The organism is Ruegeria sp. CL3 (assembly GCF_056536505.1).
In genome coordinates this window covers 71,969-88,978 of sequence record NZ_JBQFPT010000006.1, presented here as the reverse complement: position 1 = coordinate 88,978, position 17,010 = coordinate 71,969, and the positions used below count along the sequence as shown (strand labels likewise).

Annotated in this window: 14 protein-coding genes; 7 read left to right on the top strand and 7 right to left on the bottom strand. The window is 60.3% G+C overall.

The window, feature by feature from the left end; all coding sequences use genetic code 11:
- Window positions 1-18: 18 nt before the first annotated feature.
- Window positions 19-1,065: a rod shape-determining protein gene (locus ACR0NO_RS10450; RefSeq protein ID WP_039523195.1), complete on the bottom strand. Its 1,047-nt coding sequence runs from the start codon at window positions 1,063-1,065 to the stop codon at window positions 19-21.
- Between the two features lie 155 nt (window positions 1,066-1,220).
- Between ACR0NO_RS10450 and ACR0NO_RS10445 the strand changes: the two genes are divergently transcribed.
- Entirely contained in the window at window positions 1,221-2,006 is a 786-nt protein-coding gene (locus ACR0NO_RS10445; RefSeq protein WP_480723895.1) for a 23S rRNA (adenine(2030)-N(6))-methyltransferase RlmJ, read from the top strand.
- A 165-nt stretch (window positions 2,007-2,171) separates the two neighbouring features.
- Here the strand turns inward: ACR0NO_RS10445 and ACR0NO_RS10440 are convergent, their stop codons facing one another.
- A complete protein-coding gene (locus tag ACR0NO_RS10440) occupies window positions 2,172-3,740 on the bottom strand; it encodes a 2-isopropylmalate synthase (protein WP_480723894.1) in 1,569 nt (522 codons plus the stop codon).
- A 291-nt stretch (window positions 3,741-4,031) separates the two neighbouring features.
- Here ACR0NO_RS10440 and ACR0NO_RS10435 point away from each other — a divergent pair, with 291 nt between their 5' ends.
- Window positions 4,032-4,697 carry an SDR family NAD(P)-dependent oxidoreductase gene (locus ACR0NO_RS10435; protein ID WP_480723893.1) on the top strand — a complete coding sequence of 222 codons (666 nt, stop codon included), beginning with the start codon at window positions 4,032-4,034 and terminating at the stop codon, window positions 4,695-4,697.
- A 4-nt stretch (window positions 4,698-4,701) separates the two neighbouring features.
- On the opposite strand, the gene ACR0NO_RS10430 is transcribed toward ACR0NO_RS10435, so the two are convergent.
- Entirely contained in the window at window positions 4,702-6,186 is a 1,485-nt protein-coding gene (locus tag ACR0NO_RS10430; RefSeq protein WP_480723892.1) for an MORN repeat-containing protein, read from the bottom strand.
- A gap of 154 nt (window positions 6,187-6,340) precedes the next feature.
- Between ACR0NO_RS10430 and ACR0NO_RS10425 the strand changes: the two genes are divergently transcribed.
- The 3 genes from ACR0NO_RS10425 to ACR0NO_RS10415 all read left to right on the top strand — a co-directional run bounded on the left by ACR0NO_RS10425 (window position 6,341) and on the right by ACR0NO_RS10415 (window position 10,036).
- A complete protein-coding gene (locus tag ACR0NO_RS10425; protein WP_480723891.1) occupies window positions 6,341-7,999 on the top strand; it encodes an NAD+ synthase in 1,659 nt (552 codons plus the stop codon).
- A 322-nt stretch (window positions 8,000-8,321) separates the two neighbouring features.
- Window positions 8,322-8,543, top strand: a complete 222-nt coding sequence (locus tag ACR0NO_RS10420) for a hypothetical protein (protein ID WP_425084262.1) — start codon at window positions 8,322-8,324, stop codon at window positions 8,541-8,543.
- A 161-nt stretch (window positions 8,544-8,704) separates the two neighbouring features.
- Window positions 8,705-10,036: an NAD(P)/FAD-dependent oxidoreductase gene (locus tag ACR0NO_RS10415; RefSeq protein WP_480724035.1), complete on the top strand. Its 1,332-nt coding sequence runs from the start codon at window positions 8,705-8,707 to the stop codon at window positions 10,034-10,036.
- A 4-nt stretch (window positions 10,037-10,040) separates the two neighbouring features.
- On the opposite strand, the gene ACR0NO_RS10410 is transcribed toward ACR0NO_RS10415, so the two are convergent.
- Window positions 10,041-10,973: an MBL fold metallo-hydrolase gene (locus ACR0NO_RS10410; RefSeq protein WP_480723890.1), complete on the bottom strand. Its 933-nt coding sequence runs from the start codon at window positions 10,971-10,973 to the stop codon at window positions 10,041-10,043.
- Between the two features lie 214 nt (window positions 10,974-11,187).
- Between ACR0NO_RS10410 and gltX the strand changes: the two genes are divergently transcribed.
- The gene (gene gltX, locus ACR0NO_RS10405) at window positions 11,188-12,513 is read left to right on the top strand and encodes a glutamate--tRNA ligase (protein ID WP_480723889.1); all 1,326 of its coding nucleotides are present in this window, start codon (window positions 11,188-11,190) and stop codon (window positions 12,511-12,513) included.
- A gap of 141 nt (window positions 12,514-12,654) precedes the next feature.
- Here gltX and ACR0NO_RS10400 read toward each other — a convergent pair whose 3' ends face one another.
- On the bottom strand, window positions 12,655-13,224 hold the full coding sequence (locus ACR0NO_RS10400; protein ID WP_480723888.1) for a gamma-glutamylcyclotransferase family protein: 570 nt from the start codon (window positions 13,222-13,224) through the stop codon (window positions 12,655-12,657).
- A 95-nt stretch (window positions 13,225-13,319) separates the two neighbouring features.
- On the opposite strand from ACR0NO_RS10400, the gene ACR0NO_RS10395 reads away from it, so the two are divergent.
- Window positions 13,320-13,766, top strand: coding sequence for an RrF2 family transcriptional regulator (locus ACR0NO_RS10395; protein WP_480723887.1), 447 nt, complete (start codon window positions 13,320-13,322; stop codon window positions 13,764-13,766).
- Between the two features lie 4 nt (window positions 13,767-13,770).
- Here the strand turns inward: ACR0NO_RS10395 and ACR0NO_RS10390 are convergent, their stop codons facing one another.
- Window positions 13,771-16,299 carry an ABC transporter permease gene (locus tag ACR0NO_RS10390; RefSeq protein ID WP_480723886.1) on the bottom strand — a complete coding sequence of 843 codons (2,529 nt, stop codon included), beginning with the start codon at window positions 16,297-16,299 and terminating at the stop codon, window positions 13,771-13,773.
- Window positions 16,296-16,991: an ABC transporter ATP-binding protein gene (locus ACR0NO_RS10385; RefSeq protein WP_480723885.1), complete on the bottom strand. Its 696-nt coding sequence runs from the start codon at window positions 16,989-16,991 to the stop codon at window positions 16,296-16,298. The genes ACR0NO_RS10390 and ACR0NO_RS10385 overlap by 4 nt, the downstream gene beginning before the upstream one ends.
- Window positions 16,992-17,010 lie beyond the last annotated feature (19 nt).

The following is a 17,010-nucleotide window of genomic DNA, read 5'->3' as shown; positions in this document are numbered from 1 at the left end:
TTCTAAAGGGTGCGCGCCTTAGCTTTCGTAGTCAATCGCGTGGCGCAGCTGTTTTTCGTATTCTAGCGCCTTGCCGGTGCCCAAAGCCACACAATTCAGGCTTTCATCGGCAATCGACACGGCCAGACCGGTCTGTTCGCGCAGAGCAAGATCCAGATCCCCCAGAAGCGCTCCGCCACCGGTGAGCATCACGCCGCGATCCACGATATCTGCGGCCAGATCGGGGGGCGTGGTCTCCAGCGCGGTCATCACAGCCTCACAAATCTGCTGGACGGGTTCCGACAGCGCCTCGGCGACCTGAGCCTGGCTGATCTCGATTTCTTTTGGCACGCCGTTCAGCAGGTCGCGACCGCGGATATGCATCGACTGGCCACGGCCGTCGTCGGGCATGCGGGCGGTGCCGATGGTGGTCTTGATGCGCTCAGCGGTGGATTCGCCGACCAGAAGGTTCTGCTGACGACGCAGGTATGAGATGATCGCCTCGTCCATACGGTCTCCACCCACGCGGACCGAGCGGGCGTAGACGATGTCGCCCAGCGACAGAACCGCGACCTCGGTGGTACCGCCGCCGATATCGACAACCATGTTGCCGGTCGGATCGGTGATTGGCATGCCTGCGCCAATCGCCGCTGCAATCGGTTCGGCAATCAGACCCGCGCGGCGCGCTCCTGCGGACAGAACCGACTGACGGATCGCGCGTTTTTCAACCGGGGTCGCGCCATGCGGAACGCAGACGATGATCTTCGGCTTCGAGAAGGTCGAACGCTTATGCACTTTGCGGATGAAATGCTTGATCATTTCCTCGGCGGTGTCGAAGTCGGCAATCACGCCTTCGCGCATTGGGCGAATGGCCTCAATGGATCCCGGCGTCCGACCCAGCATCAGCTTGGCGTCTTCGCCAACTGCCAGAACCTTTTTCACGCCGTCCTTGACGTGATAGGCCACAACCGAGGGTTCAGACAGGATCACACCGCGCCCCTTGACGTAGACCAGCGTGTTTGCCGTTCCAAGGTCGATAGCCATGTCCGCTGTGAACAGGCCGCCCAGATTGCCAAAGATCCCCATGTTTCCCCTGATCCTGTATGTCGGTTTTTCTACTGCCCGCGACTCGACGGTTCCGGGACGGATGACTTATAGGGTGCCAACTCGCCCGGTAAAAGGGCTGATTCCGCGGCAATCAGCACCTTTTCGCCTCATTTGCAGGGACTTTAGAAGGCAACATGCTCTCATATCAACATATTTACCACGCTGGGAATCTGGCTGATGTGCAAAAGCACGCTTTATTGGCATGGACGCTGTCCTATCTGACCCAAAAGGACAAACCGCTGACCTATGTCGAAACCCATTCGGGACGTGGGGTTTACAGGTTGGATTCAGACGAGGCGCTTAAGACGGGTGAAGCAGCTGCCGGGATTGAGCGTGTTCAGCGCGGCGCCTGGTTTGGTGATGATCATCCGCTGGCGCAGGCGATCGAGTTGACCCGCGCGCGTTTTGGAGAGGCCAGCTACCCCGGATCGCCCCTGATTGCGGCCAGCTTGCTGCGGTCGCAGGACAGTCTTCACCTAGCCGAATTACATCCGCAGGAATACACGGCATTGTCTCTGGCAGTGCCAGGGGGCAATACGCGCGTTTACAAGCAGGACGGGTATGAGCTGGCACAGTCCCTACTGCCTCCGACGCCCAGACGGGGCATGCTGTTGATTGACCCAAGCTACGAGGTGAAGGCTGAATATGACCGCCTGCCGGGGATCATCGTCAAGCTGCATCGCAAATGGAATGTGGGCGTGATCGCTTTGTGGTATCCGATCCTGAAGGACGGTCGTCAAAAACCGATGGTGGAAGCGCTGACGTCTCAGGATTTCCCGAAGGTGTTGAAACACCAGGTGACATTTCCCGCAGCACGCAAAGGGCATGGGATGGTCGGATCGGGAATGTTCGTGATCAACGCGCCTTTTGGTTTGGATCAGGAAACCCGCAGACTGTCCGCGTTGTTCAAACAACTCTGAGGTCTTGGAGAGGAGCAAGCAAAGCTCCCGCTCCGGTTGCCTGCATCAAAGATGCCGTCAAACGCGTTGGGCCCGGCAGCGCGCCGCAGACGCGCTGCCGGGCCCAAAACCCAAGGTGGGTCGGCGAAGCAGGGCCGCCGCGGGTGCGGGAGCCCTTTGCCGTTTCTAGGTTAGGTCTTTGTAGCTGATCTCACGCATGTCTGCGCCGGGGCCTGTTTTCTCGCGACGAACAATCAGGCGGTTCAGCGCGTGGATGTAGGCCTTGGCTGACGCAACGACCGTGTCTGTGTTGGCCGATTGGCCGGTTGCGATCATGCCGTCTTCGCTCAGGCGGACCGAGACTGTGGCTTGCGCGTCGGTGCCTTCGGTGACGGCATGGACCTGATACAGTTGCAACCGGGCTGTGTTGGGGTAGATCGCGCGGATCGCTTTGAACGTTGCATCCACAGGCCCGTCGCCATGTTCGGTGGCGATGATGTCCTTGCCGTCCATCTCAAGCTCAACAGTTGCCTCGGCCTGACCACCGGTGCCGCAGGTCACTTTCATCGAAACAAGCTGCAGGTAGTCGTCATGCTCGTCCATGGTCATCAAGGCGATCAAGTCGTCGTCGAACACCTCTTTCTTGCGGTCAGCCAGATCCTTGAACCGTACGAAGATGTCCTTGAGCTGGTTGTCACCGACGTCAAATCCCAACGTCTCGAGCTTGTCGCGCAGCGCGGCGCGGCCCGAGTGCTTGCCCAAGGGCAGAGAGGTGCCGGAGAGGCCGATGTCCTCGGGGCGCATGATCTCGAAGTTTTCGCGGTTCTTCAGCATCCCATCCTGATGAATGCCGCTTTCATGCGCGAAGGCGTTCTTGCCGACGATGGCCTTGTTGAATTGCACGTTGAAGCCCGACACGGTCGCCACGCGGCGCGAGATATGCATGATCTTGGTGGTGTCGATGCCCGTGTGCCACGGCATGATGTCGTTGCGCGTGCGCAACGCCATCACGACCTCTTCCAAAGCCGTGTTGCCCGCGCGTTCGCCCAGACCGTTGATGGTGCATTCGATCTGACGCGCACCGCCTGCAACAGCGGCCAGAGAGTTCGCGGTCGCCATGCCGAGGTCGTTGTGACAGTGGGTGGCAAAGATCACCTCATCCGCGCCCGGTACGGTCTCGATCAGGCGTTTGATCAGGTCGGCGGACTCGACAGGGGCGGTGTAGCCCACCGTATCAGGGATGTTGATCGTGGTTGCGCCTGCTTTGATCGCAATCTCTATCACACGACAGAGGTAGTCCCACTCGGTCCGCGTCGCATCCATTGGCGACCATTGCACGTTTTCACACAGGTTGCGCGCATGGCTGACGGTTTCGTGGATCTTCTCGGCCATCTCATCCATCGTCAGGTTCGGAATGGCGCGGTGCAGGGGGGATGTGCCGATGAAGGTGTGAATACGGTTCTTCTCGGCGTGTTTCACCGCCTCCCAGCAGCGGTCAATGTCGGCGAAGTTCGCACGGGCCAGACCGCAGATACGGCTGTTTTTCGACCGTTGCGCGATCTCGGAAACGGCCTTGAAGTCGCCCTCGGATGCGATGGGGAAACCGGCTTCGATAATGTCGACGCCCATTTCGTCCAACAGCTCGGCAATCTCGAGCTTTTCGTCGTGGGTCATGGTTGCGCCGGGGCTCTGCTCGCCGTCGCGCAAAGTGGTATCGAAGATCAAGACGCGGTCTTGGTCGGTCACGTTAGTCATGGGGTTCTCTTTCTTCTTCTGTCCTAAAGCCTCTTGGCGCGCTAGCGTCCTCCTCTGAGCGGGCGCGCCGGTTGGCACGCTCAGAGGCGGATTAGGATCAGTAGGCCACGCAGCGACGGACCGCGAAGGGCGGTGTCGGCAACAAGGATATCTGCGCGGTTGATCATGAGGATGAGGTTATACCCAGCTTGCGCGGAATGAAAAGAACCAAAATTAGGACGTGGTCCTTTCTGTGCGAATTCTTAGGGACCCATCATTGATCCAGCCATTGCCGCCGCTAGGTCGTTAGAGATGAAAACAGCTTTGGTTATAGGTGCCTCTGGCGGAATTGGCTCGGCGCTTTGCACGCGTCTTGAGGAGCACGGGATGCAGGTGACTAGCCTGTCCCGGTCGGTTGACGGGTTTGACCTGACCCAACCGGAACAGGCGCTGAAGGTTTTGGATGACTTGCCTGACCCGTTCGATCTGGTTCTGGTGGTTTCTGGCGCGTTGGAGATCAACGGGGCAGAGCCGGAAAAGACGATCCGCACTGTATCTGCGCAGGCCATGATGGATCAGTTTGCGTTGAATTCGGTTGGCCCGGCCCTGGTCCTCAGCCGTGCGCACAGATTGCTACCACGCGACAGGCGATCTGTTTTTGGTGTTCTGTCGGCGCGTGTGGGGTCGATCGGAGACAACCGGATCGGGGGTTGGATCAGCTACCGGGCCGCAAAAGCTGCGGTGAATCAGATCGTCCATACCTCGGCGATCGAACTTTCGCGCACGCACAAACAGGCGATCTGCGTGTCTTTGCATCCCGGCACTGTCAAAACGGCCTTCACGCAGAAATACCTTGGTCGGCATCCGGCGGTGGAGCCTGAAGAGGCCGCGATGAACCTGCTGAACGTGGTCAGCGGTCTGACGAGTGATGACACGGGTGGGTTCTTCGACTGGGCCGGAAAACCCGTTCCGTGGTAGCGGGTTAGCCGTCGGAGGGTTCAGCCTGCGCTGGTTCCTCAGCGTTTTCGGCCTGAGCGGGTTGATCCTCTTGCGCGGGCGCTTCTTCTGCTGCGCTTTGCGCGGGCAGGGCGTCATTGTCCCACACGCCAGTCTCCTCTTGGCCGTTGGCATAGCGCATGGTGCCTTCGCCGTGGCGTTTGTTGTCGAGGAAACCGCCTTCGTAAACGTCGCCTGTGCTGTAGGTCGCGACACCCACTCCGCTGATTTTGCCGTCAACCCAATCGCCCGTGTAGGTGAAGGTGCTGGGCGTTGTGATCGTGCCTTTGCCGTGGCGCTTGCCGTTCAGGAAATCTCCGTCATAGATCGTGCCGTCCGCGTAGCTGGCCTTGCCTTTGCCCTGCCGCGCGCCATCGACCCATTCGCCCTCATAACGGTAGCCATTGGCAAAGGTGACGACGCCGGTGCCGTGGCTGACCGCATTCCGGAACTCGCCGGTATAGACGACGCCGTTTGGGTATGTGGCCTTGCCTCGGCCCTCGAAGACACCCGCAACCCACTCACCATCATAGACGGTGCCGTCGGGATAGGTGTTCTGGCCCTTGCCATGCGGCAGGTCCGCACTGAGTTCGCCGATATAAGTTGAGCCGTCGGGATAGGTAATCTCGCCAAAACCTTCGATCTGACCACGGGACCAGTCGCCTGTGTAGCTGTAGCCATCCGTTCCGGTGAAAGTGCCTTTGCCGTGGCGCTGATCGTCTTCGTAGTCGCCCTCATAGACGTTGCCGTTGGCATAGGTTTCTTTGCCTTTGCCCTGACGGCGCCCTTCCAGCAATGCGCCCTCGTAGACATCTCCGTTGGCCAGCGTCAGCCGCCCGGTGCCTGTCATCACGTTGTCCTGCCACTGACCGTCATATTCAACGCCGTCCGACTGAACCAGACGACCTTGACCATGGCGCTGGCCCTGTTCGATCTCACCTTCATAGACCGAGCCATCGGCCGAGGTGATCTTGCCCATGCCTTGCTTTTCACCGTCGACCCAGTCACCTTCGTAGGAATAGCCGTTGGGGTCGGACAGAGTTCCCTTGCCGTGATGGCGCGCGTCTTTGAACTCGCCTTCATATCGCAGGCCATTGGCATATTGGGCCACGCCGGTTCCGTTGATGGCCCCGTTGGACCACGTCCCCTCATAGGTGCCGCCATCGGGATAGGTGATCTTGCCCTGGCCGTCCGGCTGGCCATCGGCGAAGGAACCTTCATAGATCGCGCCATTCGCAAAACGCGCCGTGCCTTGCCCCTGAATCTTGCCCTCGATCCATTCGCCCGAATACTCGAAGCCGTTGGGTAGCCGATACGACCCGGTCCCGTGCCGCAAGCCGTTCAGGAAGGTGCCTTCATAGACACCTCCGACCTCGTCATCCTTGACGATGACGGTTCCGTCCTGTGCAAAGGCTGCCGCTGCGATCAGGGTCATGGCCCCTGCAGCAATCGAATTGCGGATAACATCCATTGTTGTTCCTGCCTGCCCGGTCATCATTGCTTGCTTTCTTCGGCGCAAAACTAAGGGACCGTCACGGGCAGAGCAACGGCTTTTGCCGCATGGCCCTTTCACTCGCGCGGTGATCTGCTAAATGCAAATGGACTGACGAAGGCAAGAGGGCAGCATGGCCGACCGTTTCCGCATCACTCTGGCGCAGCTTAACCCCACCGTGGGGGATATTTCCGGCAATGCCGCCAAAGCGCGCGCAGCGTGGCAGGAGGCCCGCGAGGCCGGGGCGGATATTGTCGCCTTCCCCGAGATGTTCATCACCGGCTACAACACGCAGGACCTTGTGATGAAACCCGTGTTTCACCGCGCTGCCGTGGCCGCGATCGAGGCTCTAGCTGTGGATTGTGCGGAGGGTCCTGCCATTGCCATCGGCGGGCCGTGGGTTGAGGACGGGCGCCTCTACAACGCTTATCTGATTCTGAATGGCGGCCGAATCACCAGCAAGTCCCTGAAACACCATCTGCCGAACGAAACTGTGTTCGATGAGGTGCGTCTGTATGATTCCGGCCCGCTGGGTGGGCCGTACTCGGTGGGCAATTTCCGCATCGGTAGTCCAATCTGTGAAGATGGCTGGCACCCGGACGTGGCTGAGACGCTGGAGGAAACCGGGGCCGAGTTTCTACTGATCCCCAACGGCTCGCCCTATTTTCGTGATAAATACGATGTGCGCCTGAACCACATGGTGGCCCGCGTGGTCGAGACCGGCCTGCCGCTGATCTATCTGAACATGGTTGGCGGGCAGGATGATCAGGTCTTTGACGGGGCAACCTTCGGCCTGAATCCGGGTGGTGAGCTTGCATTCCGCATGCCCGTATTCGACGAAGCGATACGCCACGTGGACCTTGAGCGTGGCGATGACGGCTGGCGCATCGTTCCGGCCGAGATCGTCCCCCAACCGGATGTGTGGGAGCAAGACTACCGCGCCATGGTCCAATCCTTGCGTGACTACATGGGTAAGACCGGTTTCAAAAAAGCGGTTCTCGGGCTGTCAGGCGGGGTCGATTCAGCCCTGGTTGCGGCCATTGCCGTCGACGCGCTTGGCGCTGAAAATGTTCGCTGCGTGATGCTGCCATCGGAATACACCAGCCAGGCCTCGCTGGACGATGCCGAGGCGGTCGCCAAGGCACTGGGTGTTCACTATGACTATGTGCCGATCTCGGACAGCCGCGCGGCGGTGACCGAGACTCTGGCGCCTCTGTTCACCGGTCGCGATGCCGATCTGACCGAAGAGAACATCCAGTCCCGCCTGCGCGGCGTGTTGCTGATGGCGATCTCGAACAAATTTGGTGAGATGCTTTTGACCACCGGTAACAAATCCGAGGTTGCGGTTGGTTATGCTACCATCTACGGCGACATGAACGGGGGCTATAACCCGATCAAGGACCTCTACAAAACCCGCGTGTTCGAGACCTGCCGCTGGCGCAACGCCAATCATCGCGACTGGATGATGGGGCCTGAAGGCGAGGTCATCCGACCGTCGGTCATCGACAAACCCCCAAGCGCCGAGCTGCGCGAAGATCAGAAAGACAGCGACAGCCTGCCGGACTATCCGGTTCTGGATGGCATTCTGGATATCCTGGTCGATCAGGATGGCTCAATCGCCGATTGTGTTGCGGCCGGTTTCGATGAGGCCGATGCTAAACGGGTCGAGCATCTGATTTACATCAGCGAGTATAAACGGTTCCAATCCGCCCCCGGCACGCGCCTGACCAGCCGGGCCTTCTGGTTGGATCGTCGCTATCCGATCGTGAATCGTTGGCGTGATCAGGGGTAAATAAGGCTCATTGTTTCCCGTTTGTGGTTTAGTGTTGCCCTGATCTCTTGCATTGTTTCCGATAGAGCGCGTGCCCCGTTCATTTTCCGGGGTGATCCGCAGGCTGTCCTTGTTTTTGCGACATTTTTCCGCCACATTTATGCTTGGATATTGCCTCATGTGAGGCGGGTGTGACGTATTGCTGCGAGGGGCGCAGGGTCATGGCAAACTGTTTTTAGCCTGACGACGCCACATCCGGGTGGGATGTCTGAGTGAACAGTGTGGTGTTACGATGAATGAGCAATATGATAAATCGCTTCACGCGCCGCGTGCGCTGAATACGATGGAATCTCCTCCCCAAGAGTTGGACGAGGAGAAACTGGATGCGGCCATTGCGGACATGCTGAGGGAAGATGCAGGTCAGCAGAATGTCGCGCCGATGAAGCGGCCTGAGTTCCCTGATCTCGTCCCTCAGGAAGAGGTCCGGACCGGGTCAAAGCCCAAGGTCAGCGGGTTCTCGGCCAATCTGCGTCAGAAATGGGCTGAGCTGTCAGGCGCTGCGTAAATCACCAGGCTAAAGTCGTAAAAGGTGCGGCGTGTTTCGCGGCACCTTTGGCGTGCGCGCCACAGGTCTGCACAATCCTGTTGTGATCCTCAAAAAACCGGTTGCCAGTGGCGCAGTGGTCGGTCTCCATGGCGGTCCATGCGATTGTCCATGAGCTTTTGATGCCCGGTCCCAAGCCTACTGTCTTCGATTCCGATCTTTCATTGCCGAAACAAGTCGATGTCGTCGTGATTGGCGGCGGTATTATCGGTGTATCGACGGCCTTGGAACTGGCCGAGCGGGGCGTTTCGGTCCTGCTCTGTGAAAAGGGTCAGATCGCGGGCGAGCAAAGCTCTCGCAATTGGGGTTGGGTGCGTCTTGGTATGCGCGACCCGAGGGAAATCCCTCTGATGCAAGAGTCGCTGCGCCTTTGGCGAGGGATGGATGGCCGGACCGGGCGTCAGACAGGTTACACGCAGTCGGGGATTCTGTTCGGAGCCTCAGGCCAACGAGAAGCAAACAATCTTGAAAGTTGGATGCGCCATGTCGATGGCTTGGACACTGGCGCGCGGATCGTTGCTGGTGCCGAATTGGCTGAGCTGATGCCCGGGGCGCAGTCGGATATCTCAAGCGGTCTTTATATGCCGCAAGACGGTCGGGCCGAGCCGCAATGGGCCGCCCCCGCCATCGCTGAGGCCGCGCGTGATCGCGGAGCGATCGTCATGACCAATTGCGCCGTCCGTAGCGTCGATATGCAAGCGGGCCGCGTCGCCGGAGTTTTCACGGAACGGGGCCGCGTGGCGTGTGACCGGGTTGTTTTGGCCGGAGGGGCGTGGTCGCGACTGTTTGCGGGAAATGCCGGGATCGACTTGCCTCAATTGAAGGTGTTGAACACAGTCATGCGCGTGTCGCCGGTGGTCGAGGGGCCCGAGGTCGCGCTGTGGTCGGATGGGTTTGCAATCCGAAAGCGGGAGGATGGCGGCTATACCATCGCCTCGGGTCATGAAAACACGGTGGATATCGTGCCCGACAGTTTCCGGCTGGCCCTCAAGTTCCTGCCAGCATTCGCTCAGGAATGGAGATCGCTGCGCTTTCGCCTGTCAGGCCGGTGGGCGACCGAGGCGCGCGAAGATCGGCGCTGGCTGCCCACCGATGTGACTCCGTTCGAACATTGCCGCGTTCTGGATCCGGAGCCATCGCAAAAGGTCATCCGTGGCGCATGGGCGAATGCGCGAAAGAGTTATCCGGCGCTGGAGCAGGCCGAGATCGTCCAAAGCTGGGCGGGGATGATTGACGTGACACCAGACGCAATCCCGGTGATGTCGTCGGTTGATGATCTGCCGGGCCTGTTCATTGCCACCGGATTTTCCGGCCACGGTTTCGGCATCGGCCCCGGTGCGGGCCTGTTGATGGCAGATCTGGTCATGCACAGAACGCCCTGTGTGGATCCGGCCGCGTTTCGCCTGTCTCGATTTACCGATGGCTCAAAGGTCCGGCCGGACCCAGGGTATTGAAGGCTTAGCCCATCATTTGATAGCTGACGGGTACAAAGCGGAATCCGTCGCCACGGGTCTCGACATAGCCAGCGCCCGGGAAGGGCATGTGATAGCCGATCATCGGCACCTTGTCGGTGGCCAGCAGGCCCAAAATTTTGCGGCGTGATTCTGTTGCGGCAGCTTTGTCCATGTCGAACCGTACTTCCCATTCAGGGTGCGCAAAGGACCAGACATAGTGATTGGCAAGGTCCGCTGTCAGGATTAGACGCTGGCCGTTGCTTTCCAGGTGATAGACCATGTGACCGGGTGTATGCCCAAAGGTCACCATCGCCGTCACGCCCGAGGCTACGTCTCCGCCATCCTCAATAAAACTCATCTTCTCGGCCAGTGGGGTGACTTTGGCAGCAACCAGATCGCCGACCCGGTTCCCGGCTTCCTGAGCGGACCAGAAATCATATTCGGGTGCCGCAGTGACATAGCGGGCATTGGGGAATGTCGGCGCGTCATTGGTGGTCATGCCGCCGATATGGTCCGGGTGCATATGGGTCAGCACGACCACGTTAATCTGATCAGGCGTGACACCTGCATCTGCCAAAGCGGCCTGAATGCCGCCCTGACCAAGTCCGGTGTCGAACAAGATCAGCTCCGAGCCTGTGTTCACCAGAGTCGGCGTGAAAAAGAACTGTGCCACGTCAGGCGAGATGAAGTTTTCGGCTGATACTTTGGCGAATTCCTCATCCGAGGCGCCGCCACCGAAGATTTCCTGCGCGCCGTCGCGTGGCAGGCTGCCATCCAACAGGGTTGTGACCGTGAAGTCGCCCAGCTGGAATGATCTTGCGATGGTCGAGTTCGCCTTTGTCTCGGCTCCGGCCGCCAAAAGAGGGGTCGCTGCGGATGCAAATGGAAGGGCTGCTGCGGCGCCCAGGGCCGCTCTGCGTGTTAAATTGATGGCCATTTCTTAGTCTCCCTGTGAGAACGCCAGCGAAAAAGGTAGTTCGCTTCGGGTCGCGTGCCACTTTATACACCGGTACTTAGTCTGCGTGGATGAACATTGCGTGTTAATATTTGTTCATCTTGCGATCTGGGGGGCGCAGGAACCGAGCCATCCGAAACGCCTGCTGGACAAAAACGCGCCTTTGTGACAAGAGCCGCGCCAACAGGAGACACCCATGACAACCACCCGTTTCGCCCCGTCGCCCACCGGTTACATCCATGTGGGCAACCTGCGCACCGCTCTGATGAACTACCTGATCGCCCGCAAGGCAGGCGGCACCTTCATCCTGCGCATCGACGATACCGATCCTGAGCGCTCGAAAGAGGAATATGTCGACGCGATCAAACAGGATCTGGAATGGCTGGGTCTGCACTGGGACCGGGTTGAGCGTCAGTCCGAACGTCTGGACCGCTATGCCGAGGCTGCCGACAAGCTGCGCGAGATGGGTCGTTTCTATGAGGCGTTTGAGACGCCGACCGAGCTGGACCTCAAGCGCAAGAAGCAGCTGAACATGGGCAAGCCGCCGGTCTATGACCGAGCCGCGTTGAACCTCAGCGAGGCCGAGAAAGACGCCCTGCGTGCTGAGCGTGGCAATGGCGTCTGGCGCTTCAAACTGGATCACCAGCGGATCGAGTGGAAGGACGGCATTCTGGGCGACATCTCGATTGATGCGGCCTCGGTCTCTGATCCGGTTCTGATCCGGGGCGATGGGCAGGTGCTTTATACGATTGCGTCTGTCGTGGACGATACCGAGATGGGCGTGACCGATGTGGTACGCGGCTCGGACCACGTCACCAACACCGCAACGCAGATTCAGATCATCGAGGCGCTGGGTGGCACTTGCCCGCGCTTTGCCCACCATTCGCTGCTGACCGGCCCCCAGGGTGAGGCGCTGTCGAAACGTCTGGGCACACTGGCGCTGCGCGATCTTCGAGAGCAGGGCGTCCAGCCGATGGCCTTGCTGAGCTTGATGGCGCGTTTGGGCTCGTCTGATCCGGTTGAGCTGCGGTCCGAGATGGCCGAGCTGATCGATGGGTTCGATATCAACCGTTTTGGCGCAGCTCCGACCAAGTTCGATGTACAGGACCTGTTCCCGCTGACCGCGAAGCACCTGCAATCGCTGCCGCTGGCCGATGTTGCAGACGCCGTTGCCGAGGTCGGCGTTCCGGCTGACCTGGCCGAGCCGTTCTGGGCCATGGCGCGCGAGAACATCACCACTCTGACCGATCTCAAGGGCTGGTGGGAGCTTTGCCGGGATGGGGCCGAGCCTCTGATCGCGGATGAGGATCAAGATTTCATCGCCGAGGCGATTGCGCTATTGCCGGAAAGTCCGTTTGATGGTGAAACGTGGGGCACTTGGACCAAGGCCGTCAAAGAGGCCACGGGCCGCAAGGGCAAGGGCCTGTTCATGCCACTGCGCAAGGCGCTGACCGGGATGGAGCGCGGGCCGGAAATGGCGGCGCTGTTGCCTCTGTTGCAAGTGATCCGCGCGCGGGGATAGGAAACGCGCCTGACGGCGCAGACCGGGGCTCCGCCCGTTCGAGGCTGAAACTGTCCGCCGGACAGTTTCCGGGACGCCCCTCACCCTCCGGCGGAGGTATTTTTGAACAGAAGAAGGGCTGGAGGAAGAACCCGGCCTTTTTTACAGGGTGTGGATGAGGTTTACTGACAGGCCCCTCAAGCGGGTGTCCACAAACTCGGTTTCGTGCAGTCTCAACTGCTGATGGCGCGGGTAGCGGGGTTCGGCGCGGTCGTTGAGGATGGGCGCGTCCCATCCGTCGGTGGTGGCAAAGAACCGATCGGCCCCGTCTACGCCAAAGGCGCGCAGATAGCCTTGAACCACGACATCGATATAGCTGAGAAGCAGCGGATGCCGGTTCGTCGGTTCAGTGTGCTGACCTTTGGGAACGGCGTAGACGGCGATCTCTACCTCGTGGGTCAGAGTATGGTCGATAGATCCTGTGGCGGGAATGCGGTCATAGGCCCACTCACGCTCATCCAGCGCGGCCCAGTCGTTTTTGGGCACATGGGCGATCATTCCTTCGATCTCGGAGTCAGGATCAGGGACTGCCGTCAGGAACGCGACCGAACGCAAGTCGGTGTGTTTCCATGCCCGTCGCCAACCTTTGAGCTTTGCTGGCCGGGGATCGGGAAAGTCATGTGTGGCCAGGTTCACGAGGCTGCCATAGCCAAAGAAATAGGGGTCTGCCATCAGCGCGGGATGTCCTTTGGGTCGATTGATGTATGTCAAACCGCTTTTTTGCCGGACATGCAATAAGATCACATCATTGATTTAGGGAGGCCCTTATGCGGATTACCAAACGGACGAATATTGCCGTGCGCCTGTTGATGTATTGCGCGGCACATCCCGACAGGCTGGTGACCAAGGCCGAGATCGCCGAGGTTTGCAACATTTCCGAAAACCATCTGGCCCAGGTGATCAACCAGTTGAGCCAGTTGAACTATCTGAGCACCCAACGGGGTCGCAATGGGGGCATGTCGCTGGCGCACTCGGCAGATGAGATCCGGGTGGGGGCTGTGTTTCGCGATGTGGAAGGCGCATTGCCGATTGCCGAGTGTTTTGCGGATGCCGACAACACCTGCCCTCTGACCGATGCGTGTCGATTGAAGCTGGCGCTGAAAGACGCGGCTGAGGTATTTTACGCCTCACTTGACGAAATCACATTGGATGCTTTGGTTTGCGACAACGATCCTTTGTTGAAAATCCTGCAACCCGTCGCCTGCGTGCGCTAAGGGGTCAATCGCTGGCGCGAAGGATGCGGGCCGGTCTTACCGATAGCGGACGTAGAGCGAATGCAAGCCCTGCACCCAGTGTCACGACCATTCCGGCCAATACGATGCCAACGGCTGAAGGCCAGATAACCGTATAGCCGGTGTCGAAGATATAGGTGGCGACGGCCCAGCCCCCCAGAATTCCGACCAGAAGGGCGACTCCCCCAGCGGCCGCTCCCAGCAAGACAGCGCGCAGAGCAAAGCTGAACAGGATACGCTGCCGGTTCGCCCCGAGTGTTTTCAGAACGGCAGCCTCGTAGCGTCGCGCGGGCTCTCCGGCGGCGGCTGCACCGATCAGGACCAGAAACCCGGTCAAAAGCGAGACGCCTGCCCCATAGGAGGTTGCCGCCGCCAACCCGGCCAACAGGCCCGACACCCGGTCAATCGCGTCCCGCACCCGGATCGCGGTGATGTTGGGGTATTGGTCGGCCAGATCGCGCAGGATCGCGGTTTCGGCCTGTTCCTCAGCATAGACAGTGGCGATGAAACTGTGTGGTGCCCCGGCCAGCGCCGAGGGGTTCATCGACATTATGAAGCCCATGCCTGCCGTCGAAAAGTCAACCTCGCGCAATGAGGTCAGGCGGGCCGTGATATCTCGGCCCAAGATGTTGACCGTCAGTTCATCCCCAAGGGTCAGGCCCATCTCCGCGGCCTCTTCAGCGGCGAAGCTGACCTGCGGTTCTCCGGAATAGTCTTCGGCCCACCAATCGCCTGCTGTGACGCGGGCGTTTTCGGGCGGGTGAGTCGAGTAGGTGATGCCCCGGTCGCCTTCCAGAACCCAATGGTCCCCGGCAACGTCGCGCGCGGGGCGTCCGTTGATCTGGGTGATGATGCCGCGCAGCATCGGCGCGCTTTCGATGCGGCTGACGGATGGGTCGGTCTCAAGACGCTCGGTGAAGCCCGGCATCTGGTCCTTTTGGATGTCGACAAAGAAATAGGATGGCGCGACGTCAGGCAAGTTGCCTGAGATCGCATTGCGTAAGGTCCCGTCAATCTGCCCGACGGCTGCCAGAACAGACAGGCCGAGACCGAGGGACAAGACAACCGATGCCGCGCCCTCGCGCGGGTCGGAAATAGCCGAAAGCGCCCATCGCAGGGCAGGGCGGCCACGCACGGCGGGTTTGCCAGCGCGGGCGATGCGACCGATGGCGATGGCCGACAGGGACAGCAGGATGAGCGCGCCCACCAAGCCGGCGCTGGTCCAGAGCGTCAGTCGGGCCGAGCCGCTGAACCACGCGGCGATTGCGATCAGCAGGAGCAGCCCGAAACTGGTGGTCACGACATAGATGGGTCGGGGGAGGGCGCGGGCCGTGGTCAGCGCATCGCGGAACAGGGTGGCGGCGCGCACCTCCTCGGTGCGGGCCAGTGGCCAGAGGGTAAACAGGAAAGCGGTCAAAATGCCGTAGATCGCAGCCTCGGCCAAGGCTTGCGGGTAGACGGCGAAAACCGCCGGGATCGGCAGCAGGCTTTCGATCATCGGAGCCAAGGCCAGCGGCAAGACCCCGCCCAATGTGACGCCGATTGCTATTCCGATGCCTGACAAGAGCCCGATCTGGATCATGTAGGTCTGAAAGATCGTCGCGCGGTCGGCCCCCAAGGTGCGCAAGGTAGCGATGGTTTCGGTCTTCTGCGACAGGTACGCGCGGACGGCTGCGGATACGCCTATGCCACCGACTGCCAGCCCCGAAAGACCGACCAGAACCAGAAACGCGCTGAGGCGGTTGACGAATTCAGTGATGCCAGGTGCCCCGTTGCGGGCATCGGTCCAGCGCATGCCGGTGCCATCGAAGGCCTCCTTGGCCTGCTGGGAGAGGTCTCCAAGATCAGTGCCTCTGGGCAGATCGAGACGGTATTTGGTCGAAAATAGCGTGCCAGGCGCCAATAGGCCCGAGGCCTGCAAGTCTTCGGTTCGGACCAGTGTCCTTGGCCCTAGTGCGAAACCGTCCGCCGCACCGTCCGGCTCATGACGCAGGGCCGCCATCAGGACAAACTCCTGCGTGCCCAAGGCGAAGCGATCTCCGATCGTCAGCCCCATCCGGTCGATCAATGCGGGGGCCATGGCGGCACCGGGCAGGCCCTCTGCGCCCGCAAAAGCGTCGTCCAGAGGCATCTCCGGGGCAAGAGTGACAGACCCCACTAAGGGATAAGTGCCATCCACCGCTTTGACTTGTGTCAGGGCCCGCTCGGTTCCGATGTCTTGCGCGGCGACAGCCATAGACCGGAAATCGACAACCTCGGATACCAGTTGCGCTGTCTCGTCCATCCAGCGCCGTTCTTCGTCGCTGGCAAAGCGATAGGTGAACTCAAGCTGCGCGTCTCCGCCCAGCAAGGCGGCCCCTTCCTGGGTCAACCCTGTCTGGATGGCCGAGCGGACCGTGCCGACCGCAGCGATGGCGGCAACCCCAAGGGCGAGACAGGCGAGGAAGATACGGAAGCCGCGGAGGCCTCCGCGCAGTTCACGACGTGCCAGCCGTCCGGCCAGTCGCAGGCTCATTCCGCTGCCTCTTGCTTGGTCTCATCCGAGATGCGGCCGTCGCGCAGGCGCACAACGCGGTCGCAGCGCGCCGCCAGTGATGGGCTGTGCGTAACCAACACCAAGGTCGCGCCGTGCTTGTCCCGCAGACCGAACAGTAGATCGACGATTGCGGCACCGTTGGTTTCATCCAGATTGCCCGTCGGCTCATCAGCCAGAAGGATCTGAGGGCGCGGGGCCGAGGCGCGGGCCAGGGCAACACGCTGCTGCTCACCCCCGGACAATTGCGCCGGATAATGGTCGCGCCGATGGGACAGGCTGACGGTGTCGAGTTCCTCCTCCGCGCGTGTGAATGCGTCCTTGTGGCCAGCCAGCTCCAATGGGGTGGCGACGTTTTCCAGTGCCGTCATGGTGGGGATCAGGTGGAAGTTCTGGAACACGATACCCATCGTGTCGCGTCGAAAGCGGGCCAGAGTATCTTCATCCATTGTCGTCAGATCCTGACCCAAAGCCGAGACGCAACCGCCGGTCGCTTGCTCCAACCCGCCCATCAGCATCAGCAGCGAAGATTTGCCCGACCCGGATGGCCCGATCAGCCCCAGACTCTCACCCTTCGTCACGGACAGAGAGATTTCATGCAGGATATCGACCCGCCCGGCATTGCCATCTAGAGACAAAGAGGCATTTTGGAGCGTAAGAACAGCTGAAGTCATCGGTCTTTCCATCGGAGGG

Bases quoted from the DNA above. Each gene is read 5' to 3' on its own strand.
- ACR0NO_RS10450 (WP_039523195.1), bottom strand. From the start codon at position 1,065: ATGGGGATCTTTGGCAATCTGGGCGGCCTGTTCACAGCGGACATGGCT.
- ACR0NO_RS10445 (WP_480723895.1), top strand. From the start codon at position 1,221: ATGCTCTCATATCAACATATTTACCACGCTGGGAATCTGGCTGATGTG.
- ACR0NO_RS10440 (WP_480723894.1), bottom strand. From the start codon at position 3,740: ATGACTAACGTGACCGACCAAGACCGCGTCTTGATCTTCGATACCACT.
- ACR0NO_RS10435 (WP_480723893.1), top strand. From the start codon at position 4,032: ATGAAAACAGCTTTGGTTATAGGTGCCTCTGGCGGAATTGGCTCGGCG.
- ACR0NO_RS10430 (WP_480723892.1), bottom strand. From the start codon at position 6,186: ATGGATGTTATCCGCAATTCGATTGCTGCAGGGGCCATGACCCTGATC.
- ACR0NO_RS10425 (WP_480723891.1), top strand. From the start codon at position 6,341: ATGGCCGACCGTTTCCGCATCACTCTGGCGCAGCTTAACCCCACCGTG.
- ACR0NO_RS10420 (WP_425084262.1), top strand. From the start codon at position 8,322: ATGGAATCTCCTCCCCAAGAGTTGGACGAGGAGAAACTGGATGCGGCC.
- ACR0NO_RS10415 (WP_480724035.1), top strand. From the start codon at position 8,705: ATGCCCGGTCCCAAGCCTACTGTCTTCGATTCCGATCTTTCATTGCCG.
- ACR0NO_RS10410 (WP_480723890.1), bottom strand. From the start codon at position 10,973: ATGGCCATCAATTTAACACGCAGAGCGGCCCTGGGCGCCGCAGCAGCC.
- gltX (WP_480723889.1), top strand. From the start codon at position 11,188: ATGACAACCACCCGTTTCGCCCCGTCGCCCACCGGTTACATCCATGTG.
- ACR0NO_RS10400 (WP_480723888.1), bottom strand. From the start codon at position 13,224: ATGGCAGACCCCTATTTCTTTGGCTATGGCAGCCTCGTGAACCTGGCC.
- ACR0NO_RS10395 (WP_480723887.1), top strand. From the start codon at position 13,320: ATGCGGATTACCAAACGGACGAATATTGCCGTGCGCCTGTTGATGTAT.
- ACR0NO_RS10390 (WP_480723886.1), bottom strand. From the start codon at position 16,299: ATGAGCCTGCGACTGGCCGGACGGCTGGCACGTCGTGAACTGCGCGGA.
- ACR0NO_RS10385 (WP_480723885.1), bottom strand. From the start codon at position 16,991: ATGACTTCAGCTGTTCTTACGCTCCAAAATGCCTCTTTGTCTCTAGAT.